Below are 26,658 nucleotides of genomic sequence, written 5' to 3'. Positions count from 1 at the left end.
CCATGGCCAAGGCTATCGCTCTCGCCCGTACGCATGTCGCCCCGCTTCCGGGGATGGAGATCGCGCGCGCGCTGATCGTGAGCGGATGCGGCCTCGCACTGATCCTGGCCGGACCTGTGCTGCCCTTCTGACGGGCTCAGCCGAACGCCTTCCACAGGGCCGCCAAGGCTGCGCCGCCGAGGACCACGCCGACACAGATGCGCCAGGTCCGGTCCTCGATCCGGCCCGAAGCCCGGTTGCCCAGCCAGTTACCGAATAGCACCGCAGGAAACAGCAACACGGCGAGCGGCACGAGCCGCCAGTCGAGCACGCCGATCGCTGCGCCGCTCACCAGGCCCGTGCTGGACGCGCAGGTGAAGATCAGCAGCATCGACGCCTTGGCGGTCTCGCGCGGGATGTCGCGTCCGACGTAATAGGGCACGACCGGCGGCCCCGGCATGCCCGCATAGCCCGTCATCAGCCCGCTCAGCACGCCGACCCCGGCCGTCGTCGCCGGATGATGGTCCAGCGCGCCGCGTCGCGGCAGAAGGATGGCGAAGAAGGCCGACAGCGCGATGAAGGCGATGACGACGCGGGCGATGTCCGGCGTCGTCACGCTGAGGAGGTACAGCCCCAGCGGCGTCGTCACCGCAACCAGCGCAATGATCGCCCAGGCGGACCGCTCCGCTTCGCGCAGCAGGCGGCGGATTTCCGACAGGCCGATGAAGACCGAGAGGAAGTTGGTCAGCAAAACCGCATCGACGGGCGACAGGGCCAGCGCCAGCACCGGCACGATGAGGATGGCCATGCCGAACCCCGTCAGCCCGCGCACGAAGGCCGAGCCGAAGGCGGCAAGCAGGGCGGCGACTATGGCCGCCGTGCCGTAGCCAGCCAGCAGGTCCATCGCGCGATCAGCCCTCGCGCAGGTCGGGCGGGGTAGCCTCTGCCTTGAGCATGGCGATCGCTTCGTCGAGCGGCATCACCCTCTGGTGCTGCTCGCCGAGCGTGCGGACCGCGACCGTGCCTTCCTCGGCCTCGCGATTGCCGACCACCAGCAGGTGCGGGACCTTGGCGTGGCTGTGTTCGCGCACCTTGTAGTTGATCTTCTCGTTCCTGAGGTCGCTTTCCACGCGGATGCCCGCGGCCTCCAGCTTGGCCACCGCTTCCTTCGCGTAGTCGTCCGCGTCCGAAACGATCGTCGCGACCACTGCCTGCACCGGGGCGAGCCAGACGGGCATACGCCCCGCGTAGTGTTCGATCAGGATGCCGATGAAGCGCTCGTAGCTGCCGAAGATCGCGCGGTGCAGCATGACCGGGCGGTGCTTCTCGCCATCTTCGCCGATGTAGCTCGCGTCGAGCCGTTCGGGCAGCACGCGGTCGCCCTGGATCGTGCCGACCTGCCAGGTGCGGCCGATCGCATCGGTCAAGTGCCATTCGAGCTTGGGCGCGTAGAAGGCGCCTTCGCCGGGCAGTTCCTCCCAGCCGAAGTCCTCGCTCATCATGCCAGCTTCGCGCACGGCGTCGCGCAGCTCCTGTTCGGCCTTGTCCCAGTCGGCATCGCTGCCGAGCCGCTTTTCGGGGCGCAGCGCGAGCTTGATCGCGAAGGTGAAGCCGAAGTCCTTGTAGACGCTTTCCGCCAGCTTGCAGAAGGCGCGAACCTCTTCGACCACCTGAGTCTCAGTGCAGAAGATATGCGCATCGTCCTGCGTGAACTGGCGCACGCGCATCAGGCCATGGAGCGCGCCATGCGGCTCGTTGCGGTGGCAGCAGCCCATTTCGCCCAGCCGGATCGGCAGGTCGCGATAGGAGGTGATGCCCTGCTTGAAGACCAGCACGTGCGCCGGGCAGTTCATTGGCTTGATCGCCATCCAGTCGGCGTCGTCCGCCACCTTGGGATGGGCCGAAGCCGCGCCGCTATCGTCCACCTCGGGCACGATGTCAGGGACCGCGAACATGTTCTCGGCATACTTCCCCCAGTGGCCCGACTGGGTCCACTGACGCACGTCCATCAGCTGCGGCGTCTTGATCTCGCGATAGCCCGCGCCGTCCATCTTGCGGCGCATGTAGGCCTCGAGCTCGCGCCAGATGCGATAGCCCTTGGGGTGCCAGAAAACGCTGCCATGCGCCTCTTCCTGCAAGTGGAACAGGTCCATTTCGCGCCCCAGCTTGCGGTGGTCGCGCTTGGCGGCTTCTTCCAGGCGCGTGAGGTGCGCATTTAATTGCTTCTTGTTGAGCCAGCCGGTGCCGTAGATGCGCGTTAGCTGCGCATTCTTCTGGTCGCCGCGCCAGTAGGCCCCGGCAACGCGCATCAGCTTGAAGGCATCGGGGTCGAGCTTGCCCGTGCTGGCAAGGTGCGGGCCTCGGCACATGTCGAGCCAGTCCTCGCCCGAACGATAGACCGTGAGTTCCTCGCCTTCGGGCAATTCCTTCGCCCATTCGGCCTTGAAGACCTCGCCTTCGGCTTCCCACTTGTCGATCAGCTGCTGGCGGCTCCAGACTTCGCGCGTCAGTGGCTTGTCGGCCCTGATGATGCGGCGCATTTCCTCCTCGATCGCGGGGAGGTCGTCCATGGAGAACGGCTCGCGCGTATCGGGCGCTTTCACATCGTAATAGAAGCCGTCGTCCGTCGCCGGACCGAAGGTGATCTGCGTGCCGGGGAAGAGCGACTGGACAGCTTCGGCCAGTACATGCGCGAAATCATGGCGCGCGAGTTCGAGCGCGTCCTCTTCGTCCCGGCTGGTCACCAGCGCCAGCTCGGCATCGCCTTCGAAGGGCCGGTTGATGTCCCGCAATTCGCCATCGACGCGCGCAGCGATGGCGGCCTTGGCGAGGCCCGGTCCGATCGCGGCGGCGACATCGGCGGGCGTCGAGCCCGGTTCCATTTCGCGCACCGAACCATCGGGCAGGCTGATCTTGAGCAGTTCCGTCATCGTCTCATCCGTTTCCTTGCGCGCGCCCATGACACAAAGGGGCACGCGCTTGAAGCGGCGTTTTTGGTTTGTGGCGGCGCCGGCCCTCTCCCCCTCCCGGCCACCCATGGAATTATCCTGTCGGGTGGCCGGGAGGGGGAGAGGGCTGGCACCGCCCCGTCGAAGAACCGATTTCGGGAGGAAACGCCGACCGCCCGAAACCGGGCGGCGGTGGTGCGCTTATGCCGCGACCGACCGCCCCCGGAGCGCCGGGGTGGTGGTAGTCGTGGTCGTGAGGCCCATCTGCGTCATCAGCGGCGAGATAGCGCCGCGCGGTTAATTTCTCAACCCGCCGAAAGCTTGCGACTGCCGGCGAGGGTGGTGACGCGCTTGGTTGCGACCACGCCGGCGCCCTTTTCGCGCCCGCTGGACAGGAAGCGGTATTCGCTGGTCGCACTGCCCGGCGTGAGTTCCACGGCCATGTAGCCGCGGCGCGAGGAATCCATCCACTGGAGCTGGCGGTTGTTGGCCACGGTGTCGCGGGCGAAGGCCTCCGGCGGGATCTGCGGCAGGTAGCCTTCCATACCCGGCGAGGTCACCGACTGGCCACCGAATTCGACCCCCACCGCGGTTCCGTCGAGGTCGAGATCGAAGGCCCAGGCGTTGTGCGTGTCGCCCGCCAGGCTGACGAGGTTGGCATCGGCAGCCAGGGCGGCCTCGAACAGCCGCGCGCGAGCCGCCGGATAGCCGTCCCATGCGTCCATGTTGAACGGCACGCCCTCCGCACCCGCCATGGCACCCGCAAGCACCCGCTGGCGGATATAGCCGGGCGTGTCCTTGGGCAGCGCCTCGGCGAGCGTGGGCGAGGAGACGAGATTGCCCATCAGCACCTGCTGGACGAGCACCTGCCAGACCGTGCCGGCTCCCGTCGAAGCCTTTAGGCCTTCGGCCAGCCAGCCCTGCTGGGCCGCACCGAGCAGCTCGCGGGCGGGGTCGCGATAATCGTCGTCGCGGAACGCGGCCATGGCCGCCTGCGCTTCTTCGGGCGTTCCGCCACCGGTGCGCAGAATCTCGCCGAGGCTGAACTGCTTCGCGCGCGCCGTCAGGCGCGTCTCGAGCCGGTAGAGCGTGGCGAGGTCGCCGATGTCGTAGCGCGCCCAGGGTTCGTCCGAGACCGGCATCCACTCGCGATAGGCCTGCATCGCCGCGGCCTTGCGCGCCGACCACTCGCCTTCGCGATCGGGCTGGTGGTTTTCCGCGCCGCCTTCCCACGAATCATTGGCCGTCTCGTGATCGTCCCACACGGCGATCACGGGGTAGAGCTGGTGCAGGCGCCGCAGGTCGGCGTCGGACCGGTACTGCGCGAACCGTGCGCGATAATCCGCCAGCGCGACCAGTTCGTGCGAGGGGAACAGCGCCTGCCGCGCTGCCTGCTCGCGTGCCGGATAGGTGTCCGGGCCGTATTCGTAGACATAATCGCCGAGGTGCAGCGCGCAGTCGAACTCGTTCGCCTCGGCAGCATGGGCATAGGCGTTGAACCAGCCGAACCCGATGTTGGAACAGCTGAATACCGCCATGCGGAACCGCTCGGTCGGCCCTTCGGGAAGCGTCTTCGTCCGGCCGATGTCGGAGGTGGTGCCATCGGGGGCGATGAAGCGATAATAGTAGAAGGTGCCGGCGCGCAGCCCGTCCGCCCACGATTTCGCGCACCAGTCGGAACCGGCTTTCGCAATCGCACTGCCTTCGGCAACGGGGTCGGCAAAATCGATGGTTTCCGCCACCTGGTATTCGAGCGCGACATCCTGGTCGGCGACATGGCGGGTCCACAGCATAACCTTGTCGACACCCGGCTCTCCGCTCGCCACGCCATGCGTGAACCCGCGACCGCCGGCCTGCGCCGAGAGCGGCGCCGCAGCGAGGCCCGCGCCAAACAACCCGCCCTTCAAGAGGCTGCGGCGGTCGAGCGGTGGCAGGGCGGCAGGGGCAGGCGGGTCGGTCGCGATCATCGGGGTCTCCTCTTCGCCCACCTGCCTGCGCCGGGTGACACCGCCATGACAAGCCAAAATCGCGACGTGGAAAGTAGCCACGGCATTTTGGAAAGTGTGCTTGACAATCGCCGCGTGTCATGTAAATGAGACTTTACATAAGGAAAAGGAAGCCTCCCATGACCCAGACCCAGAAAGCTCTCCTCCTCGCCGCTGCCATGATCGGCACCGCGCTTCTCGCGGTATTCGACATCGTGCCCGAAGAGGTGGCACAATTTGCGCCCTTTCTCCTCCTCGCCCTGTTCCCTTCGATGTGGCTCCGTCGTGGTCGTTCCTGTTCTGCTGTAAGCACAAAGGCGGGCTGAGATGGCGCACAAGTCTCCCGCAACGCGGCGCTACATGCGTGTGCACATCGCGCTGTCGATCCTCTATGTCGCTCTCGTTCTGCTTGCCTCGCGCTTCGTACCCGACGATGCGGCACCGACGCCCGGTGTGATCCTGTGGGCGCTCCTGCCCGGTCTGGTCGTGCTCGGCTGGATCTGGAACATGGGCACCTATCTCTTCGCGCTGGAGGACGAGTACATCCGCATGCTGGAGACACGCAAGGCGCTGGTCGCGACGGCGCTGGTGCTCGGGATCAGTGGCGGGTGGGGGCTGATCGAGCTGTTCGCCGACGTGCCCGCCCTGCCAGTCTTTTTCATCTTCCCGATTTGGTGCCTCGGCCTCGCCCTCGGCCAGCTCGTCAATCGGCTGACCGGTCACCGGCAGGCCTGCGCCTGACATCCCCCGCCCCCTGCTCCGCGCCGTTGGCCGGGTCAGCCTTACAAGGGACCAGCGATAATGTCCTCCAACTCCCGCCAAGTCGCCGCTAGCACCCCCCGGACCGGCCCGTGGATCATCGGCTACGTCATCTCGCTCGGCGTCGCCATGGCCGCCACCGCCACCGGGCTCATCACCGAACCGCGCTATGCCGCGCTGTTCTGGGTCCCCATTCTCGGCTGCACGGCGATGATCATTTTCACCAGCTGGAAACGCCACCGGATGCTCGGCACGCTGAGCGGTGCGGTGCGCAAGTTCTGGCGGCGCATCGTCCTCTCCGCCAGTTTCATGTTCGCCAGCTATTGCGTGCTAGCCTATGGCCAGATGGCGGCCGACTGGGGCCCGGCAGCACAACGTGCGGCCTACATCGGAGCCCTGCTCGGTTTTGCCGGCATGGCCTGGTCGATCCACCAATATGCACTGGACGAGACCGACGAATACCTGCGTAGCCAGTCCATCCGCCAGTTGCTCGTCGCGAGCTTCGTCACGCTGATGGTAGTCATCGGCTGGCAAATGGTCGCCAGCGCGAGCGGCTTGACAGGCGGTTCGCTCGGCATGGTGATCCTCGTATGGTTCGGCGGCCTCGGCATCGGCCGCCTAGTCAACGAGCTGCGGCCATGAAGAACCGCCTCAAGGTGCTCCGCGCCGAGCGTGACTGGAGCCAGCAGGACCTCGCCGAACGGCTCGCGGTCAGCCGCCAGAGCGTCAATGCGATCGAAACGGGTCGCTACGATCCCTCGCTACCGCTCGCCTTCAGGATCGCCGATGTCTTCGGCCTCCCGATAGAAGACATCTTTCAGCGCGAAGTATAGTGCCAAGACGGCGATTGACATTCCCCCTTCGATACCGGAGCATTTGGTGCACGGGATCGAAGGGGTTATTTCTTCCACATGCACGGACATTACGAAGCCGAAGGCGGCGACAGCGCTTTCGCGTTCGAAGGCAACTGGCGCGAATTCGCCCCGATCGCCTTCACCAACCTGCTGCTGACCATCGTCACGTTGGGCATCTATCGCTTCTGGGCGACCACCCGCGAGCGGCAGTATCTGTGGTCGCGCAGCCGCTTCGTCGACGAACGGCTCGAATGGGCGGGCACGGGCAAGGAGCTGTTCCTGGGCTTCCTGATCGTCCTCGCACTGTTCGGCATTCCCTATTTCATCGTGTCGTTCGGTGCGCAGGCGCTCATTGCCCGCGGCTACGAAGCGCTTGGCGGCGCGCTCTTTCTGGGCGCGCTCGTGGCGATCTTCTACCTGATGGGCGTCGCCCGCTTCCGCGCCTTGCGGTATCGCCTCTCGCGCACCCGCTGGCGGGGCATCCGCGGCGGCAGCGACGACAATGGCTTCGTCTTCGGCCTGTCCTACATGTGGAAGACCGTGGTCGCCTGGGTCCCGTTCGGCCTGCTCGTGCCCTGGTCGATGACCAGCCTGTGGAACGAGCGCTGGGGCAAGATGAGCTTCGGCCCCTACGGCTTCGAAGCCCATGCCGAGGCGGGGAATATCTTCGGGCGCTATCTCCTGTTCTACCTCGCCCCCTTCGTCCTGTTTATCGGCGGTGCGATCATGGCCGGAATGGGCATGCTGGCAGGCTATGGCATCGGCGGAGAGGACGGCATGGCCGTGGGCGGCGTGTTCGGCATCATCGGCCTGTTTCTCTTCTTCTACCTCGGCCTCGGCCTGATCGCGGTCGCCTTCTACGCCAAGTTCTACCGCGAGGTGGTCGGCGCGACGCGGTGGAAGGATCTCGAATTCAGCTTCGAGGCTTCGACGCTCGACTGGGTGAAGCTGTTGCTGGGCGATGCGCTGCTGGTGGTGCTGACGCTCGGCATCGGCCTCATCTTCCTGTCCTATCGCCACTGGAAGTTCTTCATGACGCACATGGAGGCGCGTGGCGAAATCATGCTCGACGAGCTGACCCAGTCGACCACGAAGACCGTGAAGCATGGCGAAGGCCTGCTCGACGCCTTCGACATGGGCGCGATCTGAGCCGATGGAGCCCAATTTCGAAGTCGCGGCCAGCTGGTACGACGGGCACAGCGCCGTCCGCCACGTAGGCATGGCGCGCTGGGACGGGCTCGACCGCCTGTCGCTCCGCTCCGCCCATTCGGCGCTCGACGTGCCGCTCGACGATCTGCGCTTCGGCGAGAGCCATGGCGATCGGGTGATCTACCGGCGCGATAGCGAGCCCGATTTCCGGCTCACCCTGCCCACCGACATGCCGCCTAGCTTCGCGCGGCATCTGCCGGCGAAAAGCACCTATGGCGGGTGGATCGACCGGCTCGGCCTGGGCAAGGCGGTGGCGATCTTCGCGGTCGCCAGCGCGGCCGCCGTGGCACTGTTCATGACCGCGCCCGAGTGGCTCGGCCCGCGCATCCCCGAAAGCTGGGAGCGAAATCTCGGCCAGGCGATGATCGGCGATTTCGGGGGGCGCCTATGTCACACGCCCGAGGGCGATGCCGCGCTCGCGAAGCTGCTCGACGAGGTCGATCCGGCAAAGGTGCAGGTCACCGCCGGCGTCGCCAACATCGACATGGTCAATGCGGTCGCGCTGCCTGGCGGGCAGGTGCTGCTGTTCGACGGGATCATCCAGCAGGCCGAAAGCCCGGAAGAGCTGGCAGGCGTGCTGGCCCACGAGGTCGGCCATGTGCGCGAGCGGCACGTGATGACCGCTCTGCTGCGCCAGTTCGGCATGTCGGTGCTGCTCGCCGGCGCGAACTCGGGCGTGGGCGACACGGTCTTCGGCGTCGCTTCGATGGGCTATTCGCGCGATGCCGAGCGCGAGGCCGACAGCTACGCCCGCGCGCGCCTCGCCGAAAGCAATGTCTCGCCGCTTGGTGCCGCCGATTTCTTCGAGCGCATGGCGGAAGAATATGGCGACGGCGAGGACAATGCGATGGTCGGCTGGCTCGCCAGCCACCCGGCGGCGGGCGAACGCGCCAAGGCATTCAAGGCCGCGGCAAGGAAGGGCAAGGATTACCCGCCCGTGCTGACGAAAAGCGAATTCGCCGCCCTCGAGTCGATGTGCAAGGACGATCCCGACGTCGAGGAATTCGAGTTCTTCTGACGCCGGGCTTGCATTCGCGCGCCAGCCGCTCGACAGCGTGACGCCATGAGCGACACGCAGTTCCACACGATGCCGGACGGACGCCGGATCGCCTTCCGCCATGCCAAGGGTCGCGGTCCGACGCTGGTCTTCCTGCCCGGCTACATGTCCGACATGGCGGGCGGCAAGGCGACCGCGCTGTTCGACTGGGCAACCGCGCGCGGGCAGGCCTGCCTGCTGCTGGACTATTCGGGCTGCGGGATGAGCGACGGCACCTTCGCCGACGGCACGCTTTCACGCTGGCGCGACGAGGTGGTGGCGCTGGTCGATGCCAGCGTGGGCGGCCCGGTGCTCATGATCGGTTCCTCCATGGGCGGGTGGCTGATGCTGCTTGTGGCGCAGGCGCTGGAAGAGCGGCTGGCCGGGATGGTCGGCATCGCAGCGGCGCCCGACTTCACCGACTGGGGCCGTTCCGACGCCGACAAGGCGAAACTGGCCGCGGGTGAAACGGTCCATGACCCCAATCCCTACGGCCCCGAACCGACGCCGATGCACCCCTCCTTCTTCGCCGACGGGCAGGCGCTGCGCCAACTTGACGCCACGGTGCCGATCGACGTCCCCGTGCGCCTGCTTCACGGCCAGCGCGACGCCGATGTGCCCTGGGCCATCAGCATGCGGCTGGCCGAGGCGCTGCGTTCGGGCGACGTACAGGTCACGCTGGTAAAGGACGGCGAACACCGGCTGTCGCGCCCGCAGGACATCGCCCTGCTGCTGCGCACGGTCGCCGCGCTATCCGGAGACGCCTGAGTGCTTGCTTCCCTTCTTGCCCTGTTCCTGATGCAGGTCGGCCCCAATCCCTCGCTCGGCACGATCGGGGATGTGCCCGACGAGCTGCGCAACCGGCCACCGCGCGAGGGCGAGAGCGAGCCTGCCGCGACGGTTTCGCAGCGCAGCGACTACCTCGCTCGCTGCCTTGCGCTGACCAATGACGATGCGGAGGCCGCGCTCGATTTCGCCAATGCCTGGCGCGGCCAGGTCGAGAGCGACCTCGAGCTGGCGCAATCGGCGCATTGCCTGGGCCTCGGCCTCGTGCGGCTGGAACGCTTTGCCGAGGCGCGCGAGATTTTCGAGGTCGCGAGTGCGGAAGCGCCCGACACGCTTCCCGCCTATCGCGCGCGGCTCGCGGCGATGGCCGGGAATGCGGCGCTGGCCGACGGCAAGCCCGCGACCGCAGACCCGCTGTTCGCGCAGGCGATCACCCATGCGGTGGCGGCGGGAGACCCTGCGCTGGCGGCCGGTCTGCATATGGACCGCGCCCGCGCACTGGTCGCCGCAGAACGGCCCGACGACGCGGTCGCTGCGCTTGCCTCGGCGCGCGAGCTGGCGCCTGAGGATGCGCGCGTCTGGTTGCTCTCCGCCACGCTTTCGCGCCGGCTCGAACGACTTGGCGAAGCACAGCAGCAGATCGAACGCGCTGCCGAGCTCGACCCGCGCAGCGCACCCATCGGGCTCGAGGCGGGCGTGATCGCCGCGCTCAGCGGACGCGATGCGGATGCGCGGCGCAGCTTCGAATCGGTGCTGGTGGTCGCGCCCGACAGCGACGATGCCAACCGCGCCCGCGCCTATCTGGAGCAGCTTGCCGAATGACGGATTTCTCGGTCCTCGATCTCGTCCCCGTGCGCGAGGGAGGCACGCCAAGCGACGCCTTCGCCTCTGCCACCGATCTCGCCCGCGCTGCCGAAGCCGCCGAGTGCAAGCGCTTCTGGGTGGCCGAGCACCACGCGATGGAAGGCATTGCGGGCGGCGCGACCTCGGTGGTGCTAACGCATGTCGGCAATGCCACTTCGACCATCCGTATCGGATCGGGCGGGATCATGCTGCCCAATCACACGCCCTTCCAGATCGCCGAGCAGTTCGGCACGCTCGACGCGCTGTTCCCGGGACGGGTCGATCTTGGCCTCGGGCGTGCACCGGGCGCCGGGCCCGAGCTGCAGCGCGCGCTGCGCAAGGACCTCCACCGCGCCGCCGAAATGTTCCCGCAGGACGTGGTCGAGCTGATGGCGCTGATGGCCGGCGAAACGACCATTCACCCGACGCCCGGCCTCGGCGCGAAGCCCGAATTCTGGATGCTGGGATCGAGCCTGTTCGGCGCGCAGCTCGCCGCAAGGCTCGGCCTGCCCTATGCCTTCGCCAGCCATTTCGCGCCGGATCACCTCGATGCGGCGCTGGAAATCTATCGGCGCGACTTCCAGCCTTCCGAAGCCTGCGCCAAGCCCCATGTGATGGCCGCGATGAACCTGTTCGTCGCCGATACGGCGGAGGAGGCGGAATTCGTCGCGAGTTCGCAATTGCAGGCCTTCGTCGCCTTGCGCACCGGCAGCCCGGGCAAGCTGCCGCCCCCTGTCGAGGGTTATCGCGACAGCCTGCCCGCGCAGGTACAGGCGATGCTCGCACACATCGGCCAGGCGGCGGCGATCGGCACACCCGCCATGGCGAAGGAGGCCGTCCAGGCGTTCGTCGCGCGCACTGCGGCCGACGAGATCATCTTCGGCGGCAGCACCTTCGATCCCGCCGCCCGCATCCGTTCGCTGGAACTCACGCTGGATGCGCTGAGCGCCTGAGCGCCGTAACGTCAGCGCGCCCCGGCCGCCTTTCTGCATAGGATTGCACGATGACGCGCGCGGCACCTTGCGGCGGTCCGGCAAGAGGCCTAGGCGCGGCTCCTGACATTGCAGCGGCACGACTCGGAAATTGCGCGGCTGTGATACGATAATACGGCGATAGACGAGAGGCCCCCGATGGGTTCGAACAGCGTAGCCAAGGCCAAGTCGGCCGCACTCCCCAAGAAGCTCCTCGGCGATCTGACCGAGCGGATGCGCCAGTCGCTGCTGCGCGGCGACACGCCCTTTGCCAAGGACCGGCTCGAAGAAGCGGCGCGTTTCCTCGGCGACACGGCCGCCGTGCGCGAATTCGGCAAGTCGACGATCCACATCGAAAGCGCCACCGAGGAACGCCGCTTCACGCGGATCGCCATCGTCAATGACGACATGCCGTTCCTGGTCGATTCGATCGCCGCGGCGATTGCCGCGCTCGGCCTTTCGATCGACCGCCTCGTCCACCCCGTGGTGCCAGTCGAACGCAAGAAGGATGGCGCGCTGTCCGTGCTGCCCGAAGGCGATCCCGATGACGCCTATTGGGAATCGATGATCTACATCGAGACCGCCCGCGTCGATGCGAAGACCAGGCGCACGCTCGAGGCCACGATCAGGGAAACGCTGGCCGACGTGCGGGCGGCGGTGGCCGACTGGCCCAAGCTGCAGAAGGCCATGGCAACCGATGCCAAACGCATCGCCGATGCCGACAGCGAAGGTGCCGCTCTGCTCGAATGGCTCAACTCGGGCATGCTGACCCAGCTCGGCCACGTCACCCGCCATCGCGACGGGACGCAGGACAAGCCGCTCGGCATCTGCCGCAAGAGCACCCCCGAACTGCTGGCGGAAGCCTCGTTCGAACGCGCCTTCGCGTGGTTCGAGAACACGGCCAACACCCGCATTCCGCTGGTGATCAAGGCCAATCACATGAGCCAGGTCCACCGCCGAGTCCCGCTCGACCTCTTCATCGTGCCGGTGCGCGAAGGCGGCAAGCTCGCCGCGCTGTCGATCCATGCCGGCGTCTGGACGAGCGCCGCGCTCGCCGCACCGCCGCGCGCCGTGCCGCGCCTGCGCGGCCAGCTGGACGAATTGCACGACCGGTATGGTTTCGACGAGACCGGCCACGGCGGCAAGGCGCTGGTCCATGCCATGACCGCACTGCCGCACGACCTCCTGATCGGCTTCCCAGAAGAAGACGTTGAGCGCGTCGCAACCACCATGATGAGCCTGGTCGACCGACCGCGCCCGCGCCTGACGCTGGTCGCCGCGCCGTTGGCGCGTCACCTGTTCGCCTTCGTCTGGCTGCCGCGCGACATGCTCGCGACGCAGGTCCGGCTCGAAATCAAGGCCATGCTCGAACAGGCCGCCGGCGCGCGCCTGCTCGACTGGAGCCTCGAGGTCGAGGGCGGCAACCTCGCCATGCTGCGCTTCGTGCTCGACATTCGCGAAGGCTCGACCGCGCCCGACGAGGAGGCGCTGGAGGAGAGCCTGCAGACATTGCTGCGCGGCTGGAGCGAGGCGGTCGAGGCCGAACTGGCGAAGATCGAGGAGCCCTCGCGCGCCGCCGCACTCGCGCTGCGCTTCGCCGAGAGCTTCCCGACCGCCTTCCGTGGCCGCTTCGGCCCCCACGACGCCGCGATCGACATTGCCCGGCTCCACCAGCTCGGCGCCAGTATCGAGAACGAGGAGATCGTGCGCGGTGCGCGCATGTATTACTGCGATCGCGACCCCGTCGGCTGCCTGCGCCTCAAGCTCTACCAGTCGGAAGGCAGCCTGCCGCTGTCAGAAGGCGTGCCCGCGCTCGAGAATTTCGGCTTCCACGTGCAGTCCGAAATGCCGACCGTGCTCGACAACGGGCGGCTCGGGACGATCCACGACTTCCGGCTCGACCTCAAGCAGGATGGCGATCCCAAGGGACTGATCGAACGCGCCGACGCGATCGAGGAAGCGATCGCCGCCGTGCTGAATGGCGAGGCCGAGAACGACGTCTTCAACCGTCTGGTGCCCGAAGCCGGCCTGTCGGCAAGCGAAGCCAACTGGCTGCGCGCCTTCTACCGCTGCCTGCGCCAGATCGGCGTGGGCTTCACGATCTACACGGTGGTCGATGCGCTGGCGGCTGCGCCCGACGTCACCCGCGCACTCGTGGCACTGTTCACCGCGCGGCACGATCCCGAATTCGGCAGCGGCCGCGACAAGGCGATCGAGGACGCCCGCACCGCGATCAAGCGCGGGCTTTCCAAGGTCAAGGCGATCAACGACGACCGCCTGCTGCGGCTCTACAATGCGCTGATCGACGCGATCCTGCGGACCAACGCCTTCGCCCCGGCAGCGCAGGAGGCACTGGCGTTCAAGATCGACAGCGCCCGCGTCCCCGGCCTTCCCAAGCCGGTCCCCTATCGCGAGATCTTCGTCTATTCGCGCCGCGTCGAGGGGATCCACCTGCGCGCCGGCCCGGTCGCGCGCGGGGGCCTGCGCTGGTCCGACCGGCGCGACGATTTCCGCACCGAAATCCTCGGACTGATGAAGGCCCAGCGCGTGAAGAACGCCGTCATCGTGCCGACCGGCGCGAAGGGCGGGTTCTATCCCAAGCAGTTGCCCAACCCGGCGAACGACCGCGAGGGCTGGGCCGCCGAAGGTCGCGCCAGCTACGAGATCTTCATCCGCACGCTGCTCTCGGTCACCGACAACATCGTCAAGGACAAGGTCGTCCATCCCGGTAGCGTGGTCATCACCGACGGCGAGGACCCCTATTTCGTGGTCGCCGCCGACAAGGGCACCGCGACCTTCTCCGACGTTGCCAATGCCATCGCGCAAAGCCGCGATTTCTGGCTCGACGACGCCTTCGCCAGCGGCGGCTCCAAGGGTTACGACCACAAGGCCATGGGCATCACCGCCAAGGGGGCCTGGGTCAGCGTGCAGCGCCACTTCCTCGAAATGGGCGTCGACGTGCAGAGCGATCCCGTCGAGGTCGTCGGCTGCGGCGACATGTCGGGCGATGTCTTCGGCAACGGCATGCTGCTGTCGAAGGCGATCAAGCTGGTGGCGGCCTTCGACCACCGCCACATCTTCCTCGATCCCGATCCCGATCCGGCCAAGAGCTGGAAGGAAAGGAAGCGCCTGTTCGACCTGCCGCGCTCGAGCTGGGAGGATTACGACAGCGAGCTGATCTCGCGCGGCGGCGGCGTGTTCCCCCGCGATTCCAAGAGCATCAAGCTGTCGAAGGCGATGCAGGCCAAGCTCGGCGTTGAAGAAGCCGAGATGGAACCCGAGGCGCTGATCTCGGCCATCCTCAAGGCGCCGGTCGACCTGATCTGGTTCGGCGGCATCGGCACCTATATCAAGGCCCGCGCCGAGAACAATGCGGCGGTGGGCGATCCGGCGAACGATCCGTTGCGCGTCGATGCGGCGGATGTCCGCGCCAGGGTGATCGGCGAAGGCGCCAATCTCGGCATCACGCAGGCCGGGCGCATCGAATTCGCCCAGGGCGGCGGGCGCGGCAATACCGACTTCATCGACAATTCCGCAGGCGTCGACTGCTCGGACAACGAGGTCAACATCAAGATCGCGCTGGCCGCCGCCAAGCGTACGGGCAAGCTGTCCGAACCCAAGCGCGTCGAACTGCTCGAATCGATGACCGACGAGGTCGCCGACATCGTGCTCGAGGACAACCGCCTGCAAGCGCTCGCGCTGTCGATCGCCGAAATCGGTGGCGCGCGGGCGATGGCTTCGCAGCGGCACCTGATCGAAACGCTCGAGGCGGGCGGCAATCTCGACCGACGGACCGAAGGGCTCGCCGACGACCAGTCGCTGATGCGGCGCGCGGCGGACGGCCACGGCCTCACCCGGCCCGAACTCGCGGTGCTGCTGTCCTCCTCCAAGCTGGTGCTGCAGGCCGCGATCGAGAACAGCGACCTGGCTGACGACACGCTGCTCGAAGCGACGCTGTTCGAGGCCTTCCCCGAACCGATGCGCGGCAGGTACAAGGCGCAGATTGCGGGCCACCGCCTGCGCCGCGAGATCATCGCGACCAAGCTGGCCAACCGCATCGTCAACCGGCTCGGCATGGTGCACCCTTTCGAACTTGCCGAGGAAGAAGGCGTCGAGCTGGCGCAGGTCGCGGCGGCCTTCGTGATGGTCGAGGAGCTGTTCGACCTGCGCACGCTGTGGGATACGCTCGACACGGCGGCCATGCCCGAAAGCGCACGTCTGCTCCTGTTCGACCGCCTTGCCGGCGCGACCGGCAATCTCATGTCCGACGTGCTGCGCAGCGCCTCGGGCAAGGTCGAGCCAAGCGCCATGGTCGCGGAGCTTGGAAAGGGCGTGAAGATCCTGTCCGATGCCACCGACGAGCTGCTGTCGGCGGACTCGCGCAAGCAATCAGCGCAGCTCGAACAGAGGCTGGTCGACGCGGGTGCACCGCAGAAGATCGCCGCCCGGGTCAGCCACATGTTCGACCTCGACGGCTCGGTCGGCCTCGCCAAGCTCGCGAGCGAGACGGGGATCGATCCCAAGTCGCTCACGCTCGGCTTCACCGAGGTCGGCAAGCGCCTCGGCCTCGACTGGGCGCAGGCGATCGCCGCACTGATGAGCCCGTCGGACGTGTGGGAGCGCCTGCTCGTCTCCGGCCTCGCGCGCGATTTCCAGCAGATGCGACTGGAACTGCTGCGCAAGCTGTCGCGGCGCAAGGATGCGAAGAAGGACATGCCGGGCACGGTGGCGAAATGGGCCGAGGAACAGGACGCCGCCGTCCGGTCGTTCCGCAGCATGATCGCCCGTGCACAGGCACAGTCCCCAGTCGCCCCGGCCATGCTGGCTCAGGTCGCGAGCATGGCGCGCAACATGCTCGGTCGCTGAACCGGCCCACAGGCCGCGCTTGACCGGCGGGCGTTTTCGCGCCAGCCAGCGCCGCGATGGAGCATTACGACGTCGTCATAGTCGGATCGGGGCACGGTGGTGCCCAGGCCGCGATCGCCCTGCGCCAGAACGGCCATGAGGAGAGCATCCTCATGGTCAGCCGCGACCGCAATCCGCCCTACGAGCGCCCGCCGCTCTCGAAGGAGTATCTCTCGGGCGAAAAGCCGTTCGAGCGGATCATGATCCGGCCCGAGAAGTTCTGGGCGGACCGCAACGTCGAGCTGCGCCTGGGCTGCAATGTCAACGAAGTCGATCCGGTCGCGCACGAGCTGACGCTGTCGGACGAGACCAAGGTGACCTACCGCAAGCTGATCTGGGCCGGCGGCGGCGATGCGCGGCGGCTGTCCTGCCCGGGATGCGACGCGACCGGCATCCACTACGTCCGCTCGCGCCGCGACGTCGACGCGCTGAAGGCAGAGATCGAGGCCGGTGCGAAGCGCGCGGCCATCGTCGGCGCGGGCTACATCGGGCTCGAAGCGGCGGCCGTCCTGCGCAAGCTGGGCTGCGACGTCACCGTGGTCGAAATGCAGGACCGGGTGCTGGCGCGCGTTGCCGGACTGGAGCTGTCCGATTTCTACGCCGCGCAGCATCGTGCCCACGGCGTCGACTTGCGGCTTTCGACCGGCGTGGACTCGATCGAGCACGCGGAGGGCAAGGTGGCCGCGGTGCTGACCGATTCCGGCGAGCGGATAGCCTGCGACATCGTCATCGTCGGGATTGGCATCGTGCCCGCCGTCGGCCCGCTGATCGCGGCGGGCGCGGCCGGCACCAATGGCGTCGACGTCGACAGCTATTGCCGCACGACGCTCGACGACGTCTATGCCATCGGCGACTGCGCGACCCATGCCAATCCCTTCGCCGACAATGCCGTCATCCGGCTGGAATCGGTCCAGAACGCCAACGACATGGCGACCTGCGCCGCCAAGGCGATCATGGGCGACAAGCAGGATTACAACGCCGTGCCGTGGTTCTGGTCGAACCAGTACGATCTCAAGCTGCAGACGGTCGGTATTTCGGCGGGCTATGATGCAACCGTGCTGCGCGGCGATCCGGAAAACGGCAAGTTCAGCGTGATCTACCTCAAGGAAGGCCGCGTGATCGCGCTCGACTGCGTCAACGCGACGAAGGACTATGTCCAGGGCCGCCAGCTGGTGGTTGACCGGGCCGAGATCGACCCCGAGCTGCTCGCCAGTGCGGACACCCCGCTCAAGGAGATGGGCGCAGCCTGACGAGCGCCCAGCGCGCGGCTTCGGCGACCACGGGATCTGGATCCTCCAGCAGGGTCTCGACCGGCGCGACCAGCGATGCCGCGCCGCTATTGCCCGCAGCATAGAGACAGTTACGGACGAACCGGTCGCGCCCGATCCGCTTGATCGGCGAGCCGGAGAAGAACTGCCGGAACCCCGCGTCGTCGAACGCGAGGAAGGCGGCGAGTTCCGGCGCCTGCAACTCTTCCCGCGGAGCAAGCTTCAGGTGCCGATGCGCCGCGTCGGCGAACTTGTTCCAGGGGCACACGGCGAGGCAATCGTCGCAGCCATAGATGCGGTTGCCTAACGCCTCGCGGAATTCCTCCGGAGCCGGCCCCTTGTGCTCGATCGTGAGGTAGGAAATGCAGCGCCGTGCATCGAGCTGGTAAGGCGCGGGAAAGGCGTCGGTCGGGCAGGCCTGCTGGCAGGCGCGGCATGATCCGCAGCGGTCGCTGCCCGGTGCGTCGGGGGCGAACTCGAGCGTCGAATAGATCGCGCCGAGGAACAGCCAGCTGCCATGCTCGCGGCTGACGAGATTGGTGTGCTTGCCCTGCCAGCCGATTCCCGCCGCCTCGCCCAGCGGCTTTTCCATCACCGGCGCGGTATCGACGAAGACCTTGAGCTCGCTTTCCGGTTCGCGCTCGATCAGCCAGCGCGCGAGCGCCTTGAGCGCCTTCTTCACGACATCGTGATAATCGCGCCCTTGGGCATAGACCGAAATCCGCGCCTTCTCCGGCTCCTGCTCCAGCGCCAGCGCCAGCGGATCTCCATCGGGCGCATAGCTCATGCCGAGTGCGATCACGCTCCTCGCCTCGGGCCACAGGCCCTGCGGTGAAGCGCGCTGCTCCTTGCGCGCTTCCATCCAGTCCATCGCGCCGTGGCGGCCTTCTCCAAGGTAGTGGTCGAGCCGCGCCACGCGCGCCGCATCGGGAGCCGCGGAGGTGAAGCCGCAGGCGACGAACCCCAGCCGCGCGGCCTCTTCGCGCAAGTCCGTCTGCAACTGCGAATTAACCACGCTTGCGTGTGCTCCCGTTCACTGCCAGCCCTTATGACCGCCCGCATGCTTACCGAGACTGGCACGATGACGCGACCCGAGATTGGCCTCACTGTACCGCTTGCGATCGAGGCGCGCGGGCTCGTGAAGCGCTTCGACGACACGCTGGCGGTCGACGGGGTCGACATCTCCGTGCCCGAGGGCGCGATCTACGGCATCCTTGGCCCCAATGGCGCGGGCAAAACCACGACCTTGCGGATGCTGCTGGGCATAATCGACCCGGACGAGGGCGTGCGCCGCGTGTTCGGCAACGACCGTCCGCACGAGGTCGCCAAGCTCATCGGCTACCTGCCCGAGGAACGCGGGCTGTACCCGGCGATGAAATGCGATGAGGCCATCGCCTTTCTCGGCGCGCTGCGCGGCCTCCCGCTCGAAGAAGGCAAGGCCCGCGGGCGCGAGCTACTCGAACGGCACGGGATGGGCCATGCGGTCGACCGGCAGATCCGCCAGCTGTCCAAGGGCATGGCGCAGACCGTGCAATTGCTCGGCACGCTGGTCCACCGCCCGAAACTGGTGGTGTTCGACGAACCCTTCAGCGGGCTCGACGCGATCAACCAGGGCAAGCTCGAAGTGATGATCCGCGAACTGGCGCGTGACGGCACGACGGTCATCTTCTCGACCCACGTTATCCACCACGCCGAACGCCTGTGCGACGAGGTCGCGATCATCGCCGGCGGCAAGGTGCCCTATGCGGGCTCGGTCGACGTTGCGCGTGATCGCATCCCGGCGCAGGTCCGGCTCGAAACCCGCGCCGAGAGCGGCGAATGGCGCAGCGCGCTGCCCGACGATGCGCGCCATGACGTCAAGGCCGGTGGCGGCCATTTCTGGTATTTCCCCGTCCCCGACAGCGGGATCGAAGCGCTGCTCGAGCGGCTGATCGACGGCAAGGCGGGCATTCTCTCGCTGTCGGTCGAACGCGCCGGCCTGCACGACGCCTTCGTCGAGATCGCCGGCGAGGCGGCCGCCCGCGCGCTGGAGCAAGATGCCCTGGAGTCCGTCCGATGAGCGACACCACCCGCCTTTCGCTGCTCGAAGCCGCGCGCGTCGTCGCGCGCCGCGATTTCCGCGCCATCCTGTTCAGCCGCGCGTTCTTCTTCTTCCTCCTCGGCCCGCTCTTCCCGCTGGTCATCGGCGGGCTCGCGGGCGGGATCGGCGGGCAGGTCCAGCGCGAGGCGGTGACCAACATGGTCGCCCTGTCGATGAGCGCGGAGGACAATGCCGCGATGCAGGCCGCGCGCGACACGCTCGCCCCGCAGCTCGGCTATGTCCTGCCGCAATTCATTCCCGACACGAGCGGCGAGCCGCCCGCACAGGTGCTGAAGCGCGATCGTGCCAGTTTCGCCGCCGTGGTCAGCGGCACCATCGAAGCCCCCGTCGTGACCGCGCCCGAAAGCCAGATCGAGCGGTGGAGCGGCCCGGTCGGCCTGATCGCCGCCACTGCGCGCGGCAGCTCCCCCAACACCTTCCCCGCGGTCGCCGCCGACCCCGTCGCGACCAGCACCGCCGAAGCACGGACCGACCGCATCCGCACCGCGCAGGCGGGCCAGCTGCTGCTGTTCCTGCTGATGATGCTGCTCGCCGGCATGGTGCTGTCGAACCTCGTCGAGGAAAAGGCCAACAAGGTCATCGAAGTGCTCGCCGCCGCCATCCCGATGGACGCGGTCTTCCTCGGCAAGCTGTTCGCCATGCTCGGCGTCAGCTTCGTCGGCATCGCCGTCTGGGCGACGTTCGGGGGGGCGGCGGCGCTGTTGCTGGGCAACCAGCTGCCGCAATTGCCCGAGCCTGCGCTCGGCTGGTCCGCCTTCATCGCGCTCGGCATTGCCTATTTCGCCATGGGCTACCTGCTGCTCGGCTCGCTGTTCCTGACGATCGGCGGCATGGCCGCGACCGTGCGCGAGGTGCAGACGCTGTCCATGCCGGTGACCATGATGCAGCTGCTGGTGTTCTTCCTCGCCGCCTCTTCGATCACGCGCCCCGGATCGCCGCTGGAGCTGACCGCGGCGATCTTCCCGCTGTCCTCCCCCTTCGCCATGCTGGCGCGCGCCGCGCAGTCGGACGCGATCTGGCCGCACCTGCTCGCGCTCGGCTGGCAGGCAGTCTGCGTGATCCTCTTCATCCGTTTCGGCGCGCTGCTGTTCAAGCGACGGGTGATGAAGTCGGGCAAGGCGGGCCGCGCGGGCAAGGAACGGATCGGCGCGACGAAGATCGCCTGACCTGTCGCTTTCATCCAAGCGATAGCGCAGCGAATCCTAATAGATAGGTTCCGTTTTGCAACGCACTATTGACACGACTGTCAGTTAGGGCAGGATGCAGGCGAGAGGAGAGCGGCCCAGCCCGGGAGTCGCTCCGACGAGGAGAGAGACATGGCCACTGCCGCAGTTGAACGCCCGCAGGTCCGTTCGAGCCCCAGCGCCTATGAAGCGTTGAAGCAGCATTTCGAGGAGCATCCCGAAGAGCGTTTCGACCATCCGCACAAGTGGGACGTCAGCCGCAGCGACATATATTTCGAGAATCGCTGGCAGCCGATCTTCCGCGAAATGCGCGAGGCAGGGCCGCTACACTACATCCCCGAAAGCCCCTTCGGCCCCTATTGGGCGGTGGTCGGCCACAAGGCGATCCAGCATATCGAGGCGCTGCCCGATATCTTCTCCTCCAGCTGGGAGCATGGCGGGATCACCATCCTCAACCGCCTGACCGAGGAAGAGCTGGCAGCAGCCGGCGAGGACACCCGCGAATTGCCCATGTTCATTGCCATGGACCGGCCCCAGCACACCGGCCAGCGGCGCACGGTTGCCCCCAAGTTCACGCCAAGCGGCATGGCGGAGATGGAGGGCGAGATCCGCCAGCGCACCGGCGAGCTGCTCGACAGCCTGCCGCGCGGCGAGGTGTTCGACTGGGTCGAGAAGGTTTCGATCGAGCTTACCACCGGCATGCTCGCGATCCTGTTCGGCTTCCCCTGGGAGGACCGCCGCCTGCTGACCTTCTGGTCCGACTGGTCGGGCGATACCGAGCTCGCCTCGGTCCGCGCACTCGACAATGTGCGCTGGGAAATCCTCAAGGAGATGGGCGCCTATTTCCAGTCGCTCTGGATCGAGCGCACGATGGACAAGGAACCGGGCGACGACCTCATCTCGATGATGATCCATTCGCCCGCCATGAACCAGATGCGACCCGAAGAATTCATGGGCAACCTGGTGCTGCTGATCGTGGGCGGCAACGACACCACGCGAAATTCGATGAGCGGCTTCGTCTACCAGCTCGACAAGAACCCCGACCAGCGCAAGCTGTTCGAACAGAACCCCGATGTGATCCCCAACGCGGTGCAGGAAATGCTCCGCATGCAAACCCCGCTCGCGCATATGCGCCGCACCTGTACCGAGGATACGGAGGTGTTCGGCCAGACGATCAAGGCAGGCGACAAGGTCGTGCTGTGGTACATTTCCGCCAATCGCGACGAGGAAGTGTTCGAGAACCCCGACAAGCTCGACCTCACGCGCGAGAATGCCCGCCGTCACATCGCCTTCGGTTACGGCATCCACCGCTGCGTCGGCGCGCGGCTTGCCGAACTGCAGTTGCGCGTGCTGCTGGAAGAAATGCATAAGCGCCGCATTCGCGTGCATGTCGCAGGCGATATCGAGCGGGTGCGGGCGAACTTCGTTCACGGCTTCCGCAAGCTCGAGGTCGAGATCACCGAGTTCTGAGACCCATGACGCGGCGCCGCGGGTGAAACCTTTTGCCCGCGAGCGCCGTATCTAGGCGTATGGACCATTTCGATCCCCAATCCGTCTCGCGCCGCAGCATCCTCGCCGGGCTGATCGTCGGCGCATCCGTCCCCGTGCTGGCGGCCTGCGGGGCTTCGCCTGCGGAAGCGAAGGATTTTCCCGTCTCGCTCAGCGAAGCGCAATGGCGCAAGAAACTGACCAAGTCGGAATTCTACATCCTGCGCGAAGCAGGGACCGAGCGGCCCTATTCCTCGCCGCTCAACGAGGAAAAGCGCGCAGGCACCTTTACCTGCGCGGGATGCGGCAACGCGCTCTATTCGTCGAAGGCGAAATACGAATCCGGCACCGGCTGGCCGAGCTTCTGGCAGGCAATCGGCAAGGGTGCGGTGGGCACTTCGACCGACTACAAGATCGGCTATCCGCGCACCGAAGTGCACTGCGCCGACTGCGGCGGGCATCTGGGCCACATCTTCAACGACGGTCCGCGCCCGACGGGCAAGCGGCATTGCATCAACGGCGCGGCGATGGATTTCCGTCCGGCGTAATGCGCCACAGCAGCATGGTGTCGCTCTCCAGCGGAACCGGCTCGAGCCATTCGGGGACCTGACCCGATAGCATCCGCGCTGCGAACCCCTCGGGATTGCGCTCGGCATAGGTCGCGGTTTCCATCAGTCCCGGACAGAGCGCGAGATAGGCGCTGCCGCGCTCGGCGAGCATGGCACGCGCTTCGTCGGCCGAAGCCGTGAACAGGCGGATCGTGGCGGCGATGCCCTGGTGCCCGCGATGATGCGCGCTGGCGATGACGCTGTGGCGGGTATCGAACAGTAAGGCCGGGCCGAGATCGAGCGGGGCGGCGACTTCGCCCATGGGCTGCTGTGCCAGATAGGGCGCTAAATCCGCGATGCGGCAGTCCGATGCGCGCTTCGGCGCGAGGCCGGGAGCGATCGAAGACGGGGCATCGGCACGGGCGGCTGCACCCCAACCGATCATCCCGAGCGGCAACGCCGGCAGGCAGCCGAGCGCCAGCGCGGCCACCGCCGCGACGCGCGGACCGGTCCGGCGGCGGGCGTGCAACAGCGCGAGCCATTCCTTGAGCTGCCAGCCGAGCGGCACGGCAGCGAGCGCAGACGCAACCGCCCCGGCGCGGGTCACAATCACAGCGGTCGCAAGCGCGGCGAGCAGCAGCAGGGCGTATCCGATCCACCAGCCGCGCAGCCAGTCGACCGAGCGGCCGAAGAGTTTGATTGCTGCGAGCAGGCCCAGCACCGGAAGCACGAGGTTCTGCGCGATGACCGCAAGATCCTGCCGCCAGAGCGGCCGGCCTTCCATGACGCGCGACAGCCAGACATCGCGCACCAGCGGGTCGACATCCGCGAAACCGCCCGCCGCGCATTGAGGTGCGGTGAGCAGGGCGATGCCCAGCGCTCCACCGCCGATCAGGGCGAAGCCGCCCAGCACGACGACGAAGGGATAATGACGCGCGGCAAGCACCGTCGCGCCGAACGCCGCCCAGCCGAGGATGGCGAGATGCGGCGGCGACAGCGCGTCGCAGTGGACGCCGAGATCGCTGAACCCGCGGGTCAGCGCGAAGAACGCGAGCGATCCTGCCGCCAGCGCCTGCAGCGTATGGGCGAGCCACACGCGCTGCTTGTCGTCGCGCAACCAGCGCAGCGCCAGCAGCGCGCAGAACGCAGCGATCATCGGCAGGGCCTCGACCGAAATCGCCAGCCATGCGGCCAGCGCGAGCCCGACGATCGTGCCGCCTTTGCGCGAACTGCGCGCGGTCAGGCCGTTGGCGGCGAGCAGCGCGCAGACGACCTGCCAGCCGTGATGGTCGACCCTCAGCGGGGCGAACTGGAACAGCAGCGGCACCGACAGCGCCATGACGAGGCAGGCAAGGCCCGCCTCTTCCTCGCCCAGCACGCGCCACGCCAGCCGTGCGACCAGCAGCACTGCGCACAGCAATGTGAGCAGCGGCACCGCAACCAGCGCGATCGTCTCGGCCGTTGCCGCCCCGACCAGCGGCGTCAAGGCCAGGATCGTCAGGACGAGCGGGATATCGACCAGCCGCGACCAGTGCATCGCCACGCCACCGTTCGGCGCATCGAGGCGGTACTGGGTCAGGTCGAACCAGCTCTGGCCCGCCAGCAAGTCGCGGACCTGCACCAGCCGGAGGATATCGTCGGGATCGGGGAAACGCCGTGCCGCGATGCCCGCAGCATGGGTCGCGAGCAGCAGCAGCGAAATCAGCACCCACGCCAGCCCGCCGCGCAGCAGCAGGCCGCCGGGCCAGCCGGACCGCCTGCGCTCGTGCTGAAAGGTCACTGCGCGCTCCGTGGGCGGAAGACGATCTGGCTGCGCATCAGCCAGGTGGCAAGGAAGCTGACCCCGATTGCACCGAGCTTGGCAACCCGTGGGTCGAACCCGGCAATGTCGCCCGCACCCACAATCGCGGTCGTGAGGCCGAGCCCGACCAGCGCCGAGCCCACGAACAGCGCCTTTTGCCGCGTCCGCTCCGCTCCCTGCGCTGCGACGTCGCCGACAAACACCGTCCGGCTCGAGAGCAGCCAGTGCGCCACGATGCCGAGCGCATAGCCCAGGGCCGAGGACGCAGCGGCTGCCAGACCCAGCGAGAGGAACGCCAGAAAACTGCCGAAGTCGACCGCCAGCGCACCGACACTCGCAGCAAGGTAGCGCAGGAAGCGCACGTCGCGCAGCCGGGCGAGCGTCGCGACCATCAGGCGGCCTCGCGGTCCCTGGCGATGCGTTCCGGCACGTCGCGAACCGAAGCGAGCGCGGCGGCCTGATCCTCGGTCACTTCGCGGCTCGGGAGCGCCTTCTCGGCGCCTTCGTCGCCCGCTTCGTGATACTCCGCGTCCTCATTGACGCACCAGGTGTCGTAAACCCGCTCGCCGGCGAGGATGTTCTCGACCGTGAGCATCGCGGTCATCATCGCGTGGTCCTGGTTGTTGTAGCGGTGCATGCCGTTCCGGCCGACGAGGTGCAGCGTCAGGTGCCTGTCTTCGAGCTCGCGGCGCATCGCAGCGACATTGGCGGCATAGTCCTCGTCATAGACGGGGTAGGCCTTTTCCTGCCGCACGACGGCGCCCGACCTAACCTTCCTGCGGTCGACCAGGCCGAGAATTTCCATCTCGTCGGTGGCCAGCGCGACCAGATCGTCGTCCGCCATCGACCACAGCCCGTCGCCTTCGAAACAGAAATATTCGAGCCCGACGCAGGCCATATCGTCGTCCGGGATCATCTCGGGCGACCAGCTGCGGAAGTTCTGCACGCGGCCGACCTTCACCTTGCTGTCGTGGATGTAGATCCAGTTGTCGGGGAAGAGGTCTTCCCCTTCGACCATCAGCGCGACGGTCAGGAAGTCGCGGTACTTGAGCTCGTTGGCCTGCAGGGTCGATGCGGGCAGCGGGTGGAGACGCTTCGACAATTCGCGCATCGGCGCCGAACTGATCGCGTGGCGCGCGGTGACGACGGTTTCGCCATCCGGGCCCTGTGCGCACATGCGCCAGCCGCCATGGCCGTCGCTAGCGAGCTGCTTGAGGCTGTGGCCCATCAGCAGGCGGCCGTACCCGCTGGCAAGCACCTTGTCGCGTGCGGCTTCCCACATCATGCCCGGGCCGAGCCGAGGGTAGCGGAAGGTTTCGAGCAGCGTCTTGGTCGCCATCCCGTCGTTCGGTTTCTTGTTGAGCCCGAGCGAGCGCTTGAGCCCGTCCACCACCGCGCTCCACAGGCTGAGGCCCTTGATGCGCTGGGCCGCCCAGTCGGCGCTCATCTCGTCGCAGGGCATGCCCCACACCTTCTCGGTATAGGTCTTGAAGAAGATCGAATAGAGCTTCTGGCCGAACTGGTTGGTGGTCCAGTCCTCGAAGCTCTTCACATCGGCGATCGGGAAGAGCTTGTAACGCAAATAGCTGACCATGCAGGCGGTCGAGCGCAGGATGCCGAGGTTCGACAGCGCCTCGAACGCCCGCAGCGGGTAGCTGTAGAACTTGCCCTCGTAATATATGCGGCTCATGCGCGGACGCTGGATGAAATCGTCGGGCAGGATCTCGTTCCACAGGTCCACGACCTGCTGGCTCTTCGAGAAGAAGCGGTGCCCGCCGATGTCGAAGCGGTAGCCTTCGTGCTCCACCGTGCGGCTGATGCCGCCGACATAGGTATCGTCCTGCTCGATGATTGCGACCGACTTGCCCTGCTTCGTCAGCAGGTAGGCGGCGGTCAGCCCCGCGGGACCGGCGCCGATGATGGCGACGTCCACGTCGAGCGGGCTTGTGGTGCTGGTCATGAGTTCCCCCGGTTCCTGTCCTGACCGGGAATG

The 26,658-nt window shown here is 67.1% G+C and carries 23 protein-coding genes; 16 read left to right on the top strand and 7 right to left on the bottom strand.

What is annotated here, in order from left to right; translation table 11 throughout:
- Positions 1 to 2: 2 nt before the first annotated feature.
- Positions 3 to 131: a hypothetical protein gene (locus K3172_RS15625; RefSeq protein WP_282098587.1), complete on the top strand. Its 129-nt coding sequence runs from the start codon at positions 3 to 5 to the stop codon at positions 129 to 131.
- 5 nt (positions 132 to 136) lie between these two features.
- Here K3172_RS15625 and K3172_RS02670 read toward each other — a convergent pair whose 3' ends face one another.
- The 3 genes from K3172_RS02670 to K3172_RS02660 all read right to left on the bottom strand — a co-directional run bounded on the left by K3172_RS02670 (position 137) and on the right by K3172_RS02660 (position 4,894).
- The gene (locus K3172_RS02670; protein WP_221586919.1) at positions 137 to 883 is read right to left on the bottom strand and encodes a sulfite exporter TauE/SafE family protein; all 747 of its coding nucleotides are present in this window, start codon (positions 881 to 883) and stop codon (positions 137 to 139) included.
- Positions 884 to 890: 7 nt separating this feature from the next.
- Entirely contained in the window at positions 891 to 2,909 is a 2,019-nt protein-coding gene (thrS, locus tag K3172_RS02665) for a threonine--tRNA ligase (protein ID WP_221586918.1), read from the bottom strand.
- Between the two features lie 323 nt (positions 2,910 to 3,232).
- Positions 3,233 to 4,894, bottom strand: coding sequence for an alkaline phosphatase D family protein (locus K3172_RS02660; RefSeq protein ID WP_221586917.1), 1,662 nt, complete (start codon positions 4,892 to 4,894; stop codon positions 3,233 to 3,235).
- Positions 4,895 to 5,052: 158 nt separating this feature from the next.
- Here K3172_RS02660 and K3172_RS02655 point away from each other — a divergent pair, with 158 nt between their 5' ends.
- The 11 genes from K3172_RS02655 to K3172_RS02605 all read left to right on the top strand — a co-directional run bounded on the left by K3172_RS02655 (position 5,053) and on the right by K3172_RS02605 (position 17,525).
- Positions 5,053 to 5,238, top strand: a complete 186-nt coding sequence (locus K3172_RS02655) for a hypothetical protein (protein WP_221586916.1) — start codon at positions 5,053 to 5,055, stop codon at positions 5,236 to 5,238.
- Between the two features lies 1 nt (position 5,239).
- Positions 5,240 to 5,653 (top strand): hypothetical protein, encoded by a 414-nt coding sequence (locus tag K3172_RS02650; protein ID WP_221586915.1) that lies wholly within the window; start codon positions 5,240 to 5,242, stop codon positions 5,651 to 5,653.
- Between the two features lie 60 nt (positions 5,654 to 5,713).
- A complete protein-coding gene (locus K3172_RS02645; RefSeq protein WP_221586914.1) occupies positions 5,714 to 6,313 on the top strand; it encodes a hypothetical protein in 600 nt (199 codons plus the stop codon).
- Positions 6,310 to 6,504, top strand: a complete 195-nt coding sequence (locus K3172_RS02640; RefSeq protein WP_221586913.1) for a helix-turn-helix transcriptional regulator — start codon at positions 6,310 to 6,312, stop codon at positions 6,502 to 6,504. Before K3172_RS02645 ends, K3172_RS02640 begins: the two co-directional genes overlap by 4 nt.
- Before the next feature lie 78 nt (positions 6,505 to 6,582).
- Positions 6,583 to 7,674, top strand: a complete 1,092-nt coding sequence (locus K3172_RS02635; RefSeq protein WP_221586912.1) for a YjgN family protein — start codon at positions 6,583 to 6,585, stop codon at positions 7,672 to 7,674.
- A gap of 4 nt (positions 7,675 to 7,678) precedes the next feature.
- Positions 7,679 to 8,752 carry a M48 family metallopeptidase gene (locus K3172_RS02630; protein WP_221586911.1) on the top strand — a complete coding sequence of 358 codons (1,074 nt, stop codon included), beginning with the start codon at positions 7,679 to 7,681 and terminating at the stop codon, positions 8,750 to 8,752.
- A gap of 45 nt (positions 8,753 to 8,797) precedes the next feature.
- The gene (locus K3172_RS02625) at positions 8,798 to 9,538 is read left to right on the top strand and encodes an alpha/beta hydrolase (RefSeq protein ID WP_221586910.1); all 741 of its coding nucleotides are present in this window, start codon (positions 8,798 to 8,800) and stop codon (positions 9,536 to 9,538) included.
- Positions 9,539 to 10,378: a tetratricopeptide repeat protein gene (locus K3172_RS15715; protein WP_221586909.1), complete on the top strand. Its 840-nt coding sequence runs from the start codon at positions 9,539 to 9,541 to the stop codon at positions 10,376 to 10,378.
- The gene (locus K3172_RS02615) at positions 10,375 to 11,352 is read left to right on the top strand and encodes an LLM class flavin-dependent oxidoreductase (RefSeq protein WP_221586908.1); all 978 of its coding nucleotides are present in this window, start codon (positions 10,375 to 10,377) and stop codon (positions 11,350 to 11,352) included. Before K3172_RS15715 ends, K3172_RS02615 begins: the two co-directional genes overlap by 4 nt.
- Positions 11,353 to 11,529: 177 nt before the next feature.
- Positions 11,530 to 16,236 (top strand): NAD-glutamate dehydrogenase domain-containing protein, encoded by a 4,707-nt coding sequence (locus tag K3172_RS02610; RefSeq protein ID WP_221586907.1) that lies wholly within the window; start codon positions 11,530 to 11,532, stop codon positions 16,234 to 16,236.
- A 56-nt stretch (positions 16,237 to 16,292) separates the two neighbouring features.
- Positions 16,293 to 17,525, top strand: a complete 1,233-nt coding sequence (locus K3172_RS02605; protein WP_221586906.1) for an NAD(P)/FAD-dependent oxidoreductase — start codon at positions 16,293 to 16,295, stop codon at positions 17,523 to 17,525.
- Here the strand turns inward: K3172_RS02605 and queG are convergent.
- Positions 17,503 to 18,558, bottom strand: a complete 1,056-nt coding sequence (gene queG, locus K3172_RS02600; protein ID WP_221586905.1) for a tRNA epoxyqueuosine(34) reductase QueG — start codon at positions 18,556 to 18,558, stop codon at positions 17,503 to 17,505. The two genes, K3172_RS02605 and queG, sit on opposite strands and share 23 nt — an antisense overlap.
- A 66-nt stretch (positions 18,559 to 18,624) precedes the next feature.
- Between queG and K3172_RS02595 the strand changes: the two genes are divergently transcribed.
- From K3172_RS02595 to msrB, 4 genes are all read left to right on the top strand, one after another.
- Complete coding sequence (locus K3172_RS02595) at positions 18,625 to 19,602, top strand: ABC transporter ATP-binding protein (protein WP_221588963.1); 978 nt, start codon at positions 18,625 to 18,627, stop codon at positions 19,600 to 19,602.
- Entirely contained in the window at positions 19,599 to 20,810 is a 1,212-nt protein-coding gene (locus tag K3172_RS02590) for an ABC transporter permease (RefSeq protein WP_221586904.1), read from the top strand. Before K3172_RS02595 ends, K3172_RS02590 begins: the two co-directional genes overlap by 4 nt.
- 150 nt (positions 20,811 to 20,960) lie before the next feature.
- Complete coding sequence (locus K3172_RS02585) at positions 20,961 to 22,298, top strand: cytochrome P450 (RefSeq protein WP_221586903.1); 1,338 nt, start codon at positions 20,961 to 20,963, stop codon at positions 22,296 to 22,298.
- Between the two features lie 59 nt (positions 22,299 to 22,357).
- Positions 22,358 to 22,864: a peptide-methionine (R)-S-oxide reductase MsrB gene (msrB, locus tag K3172_RS02580; RefSeq protein WP_221586902.1), complete on the top strand. Its 507-nt coding sequence runs from the start codon at positions 22,358 to 22,360 to the stop codon at positions 22,862 to 22,864.
- On the opposite strand, the gene K3172_RS02575 is transcribed toward msrB, so the two are convergent.
- Genes K3172_RS02575 through K3172_RS02565 form a run of 3 tightly spaced genes read right to left on the bottom strand, consistent with a single transcriptional unit; the run spans position 22,830 to position 26,625 of the window.
- Positions 22,830 to 24,644: a hypothetical protein gene (locus tag K3172_RS02575; RefSeq protein ID WP_221586901.1), complete on the bottom strand. Its 1,815-nt coding sequence runs from the start codon at positions 24,642 to 24,644 to the stop codon at positions 22,830 to 22,832. The genes msrB and K3172_RS02575 overlap by 35 nt on opposite strands.
- Positions 24,641 to 25,057, bottom strand: coding sequence for a GtrA family protein (locus K3172_RS02570; protein WP_221586900.1), 417 nt, complete (start codon positions 25,055 to 25,057; stop codon positions 24,641 to 24,643). The genes K3172_RS02575 and K3172_RS02570 overlap by 4 nt, the downstream gene beginning before the upstream one ends.
- The gene (locus K3172_RS02565; protein ID WP_221586899.1) at positions 25,057 to 26,625 is read right to left on the bottom strand and encodes an NAD(P)/FAD-dependent oxidoreductase; all 1,569 of its coding nucleotides are present in this window, start codon (positions 26,623 to 26,625) and stop codon (positions 25,057 to 25,059) included. The genes K3172_RS02570 and K3172_RS02565 overlap by 1 nt, the downstream gene beginning before the upstream one ends.
- Between the last annotated feature and the right edge of the window lie 33 nt (positions 26,626 to 26,658).

The sequence above is a fragment of the Qipengyuania proteolytica genome (assembly GCF_019711565.1).
Lineage (GTDB): Bacteria > Pseudomonadota > Alphaproteobacteria > Sphingomonadales > Sphingomonadaceae > Qipengyuania > Qipengyuania proteolytica.
The sequence above is the reverse complement of the archived record's forward strand: the minus strand, read 5'-3'. Positions and strand labels throughout refer to the sequence as shown.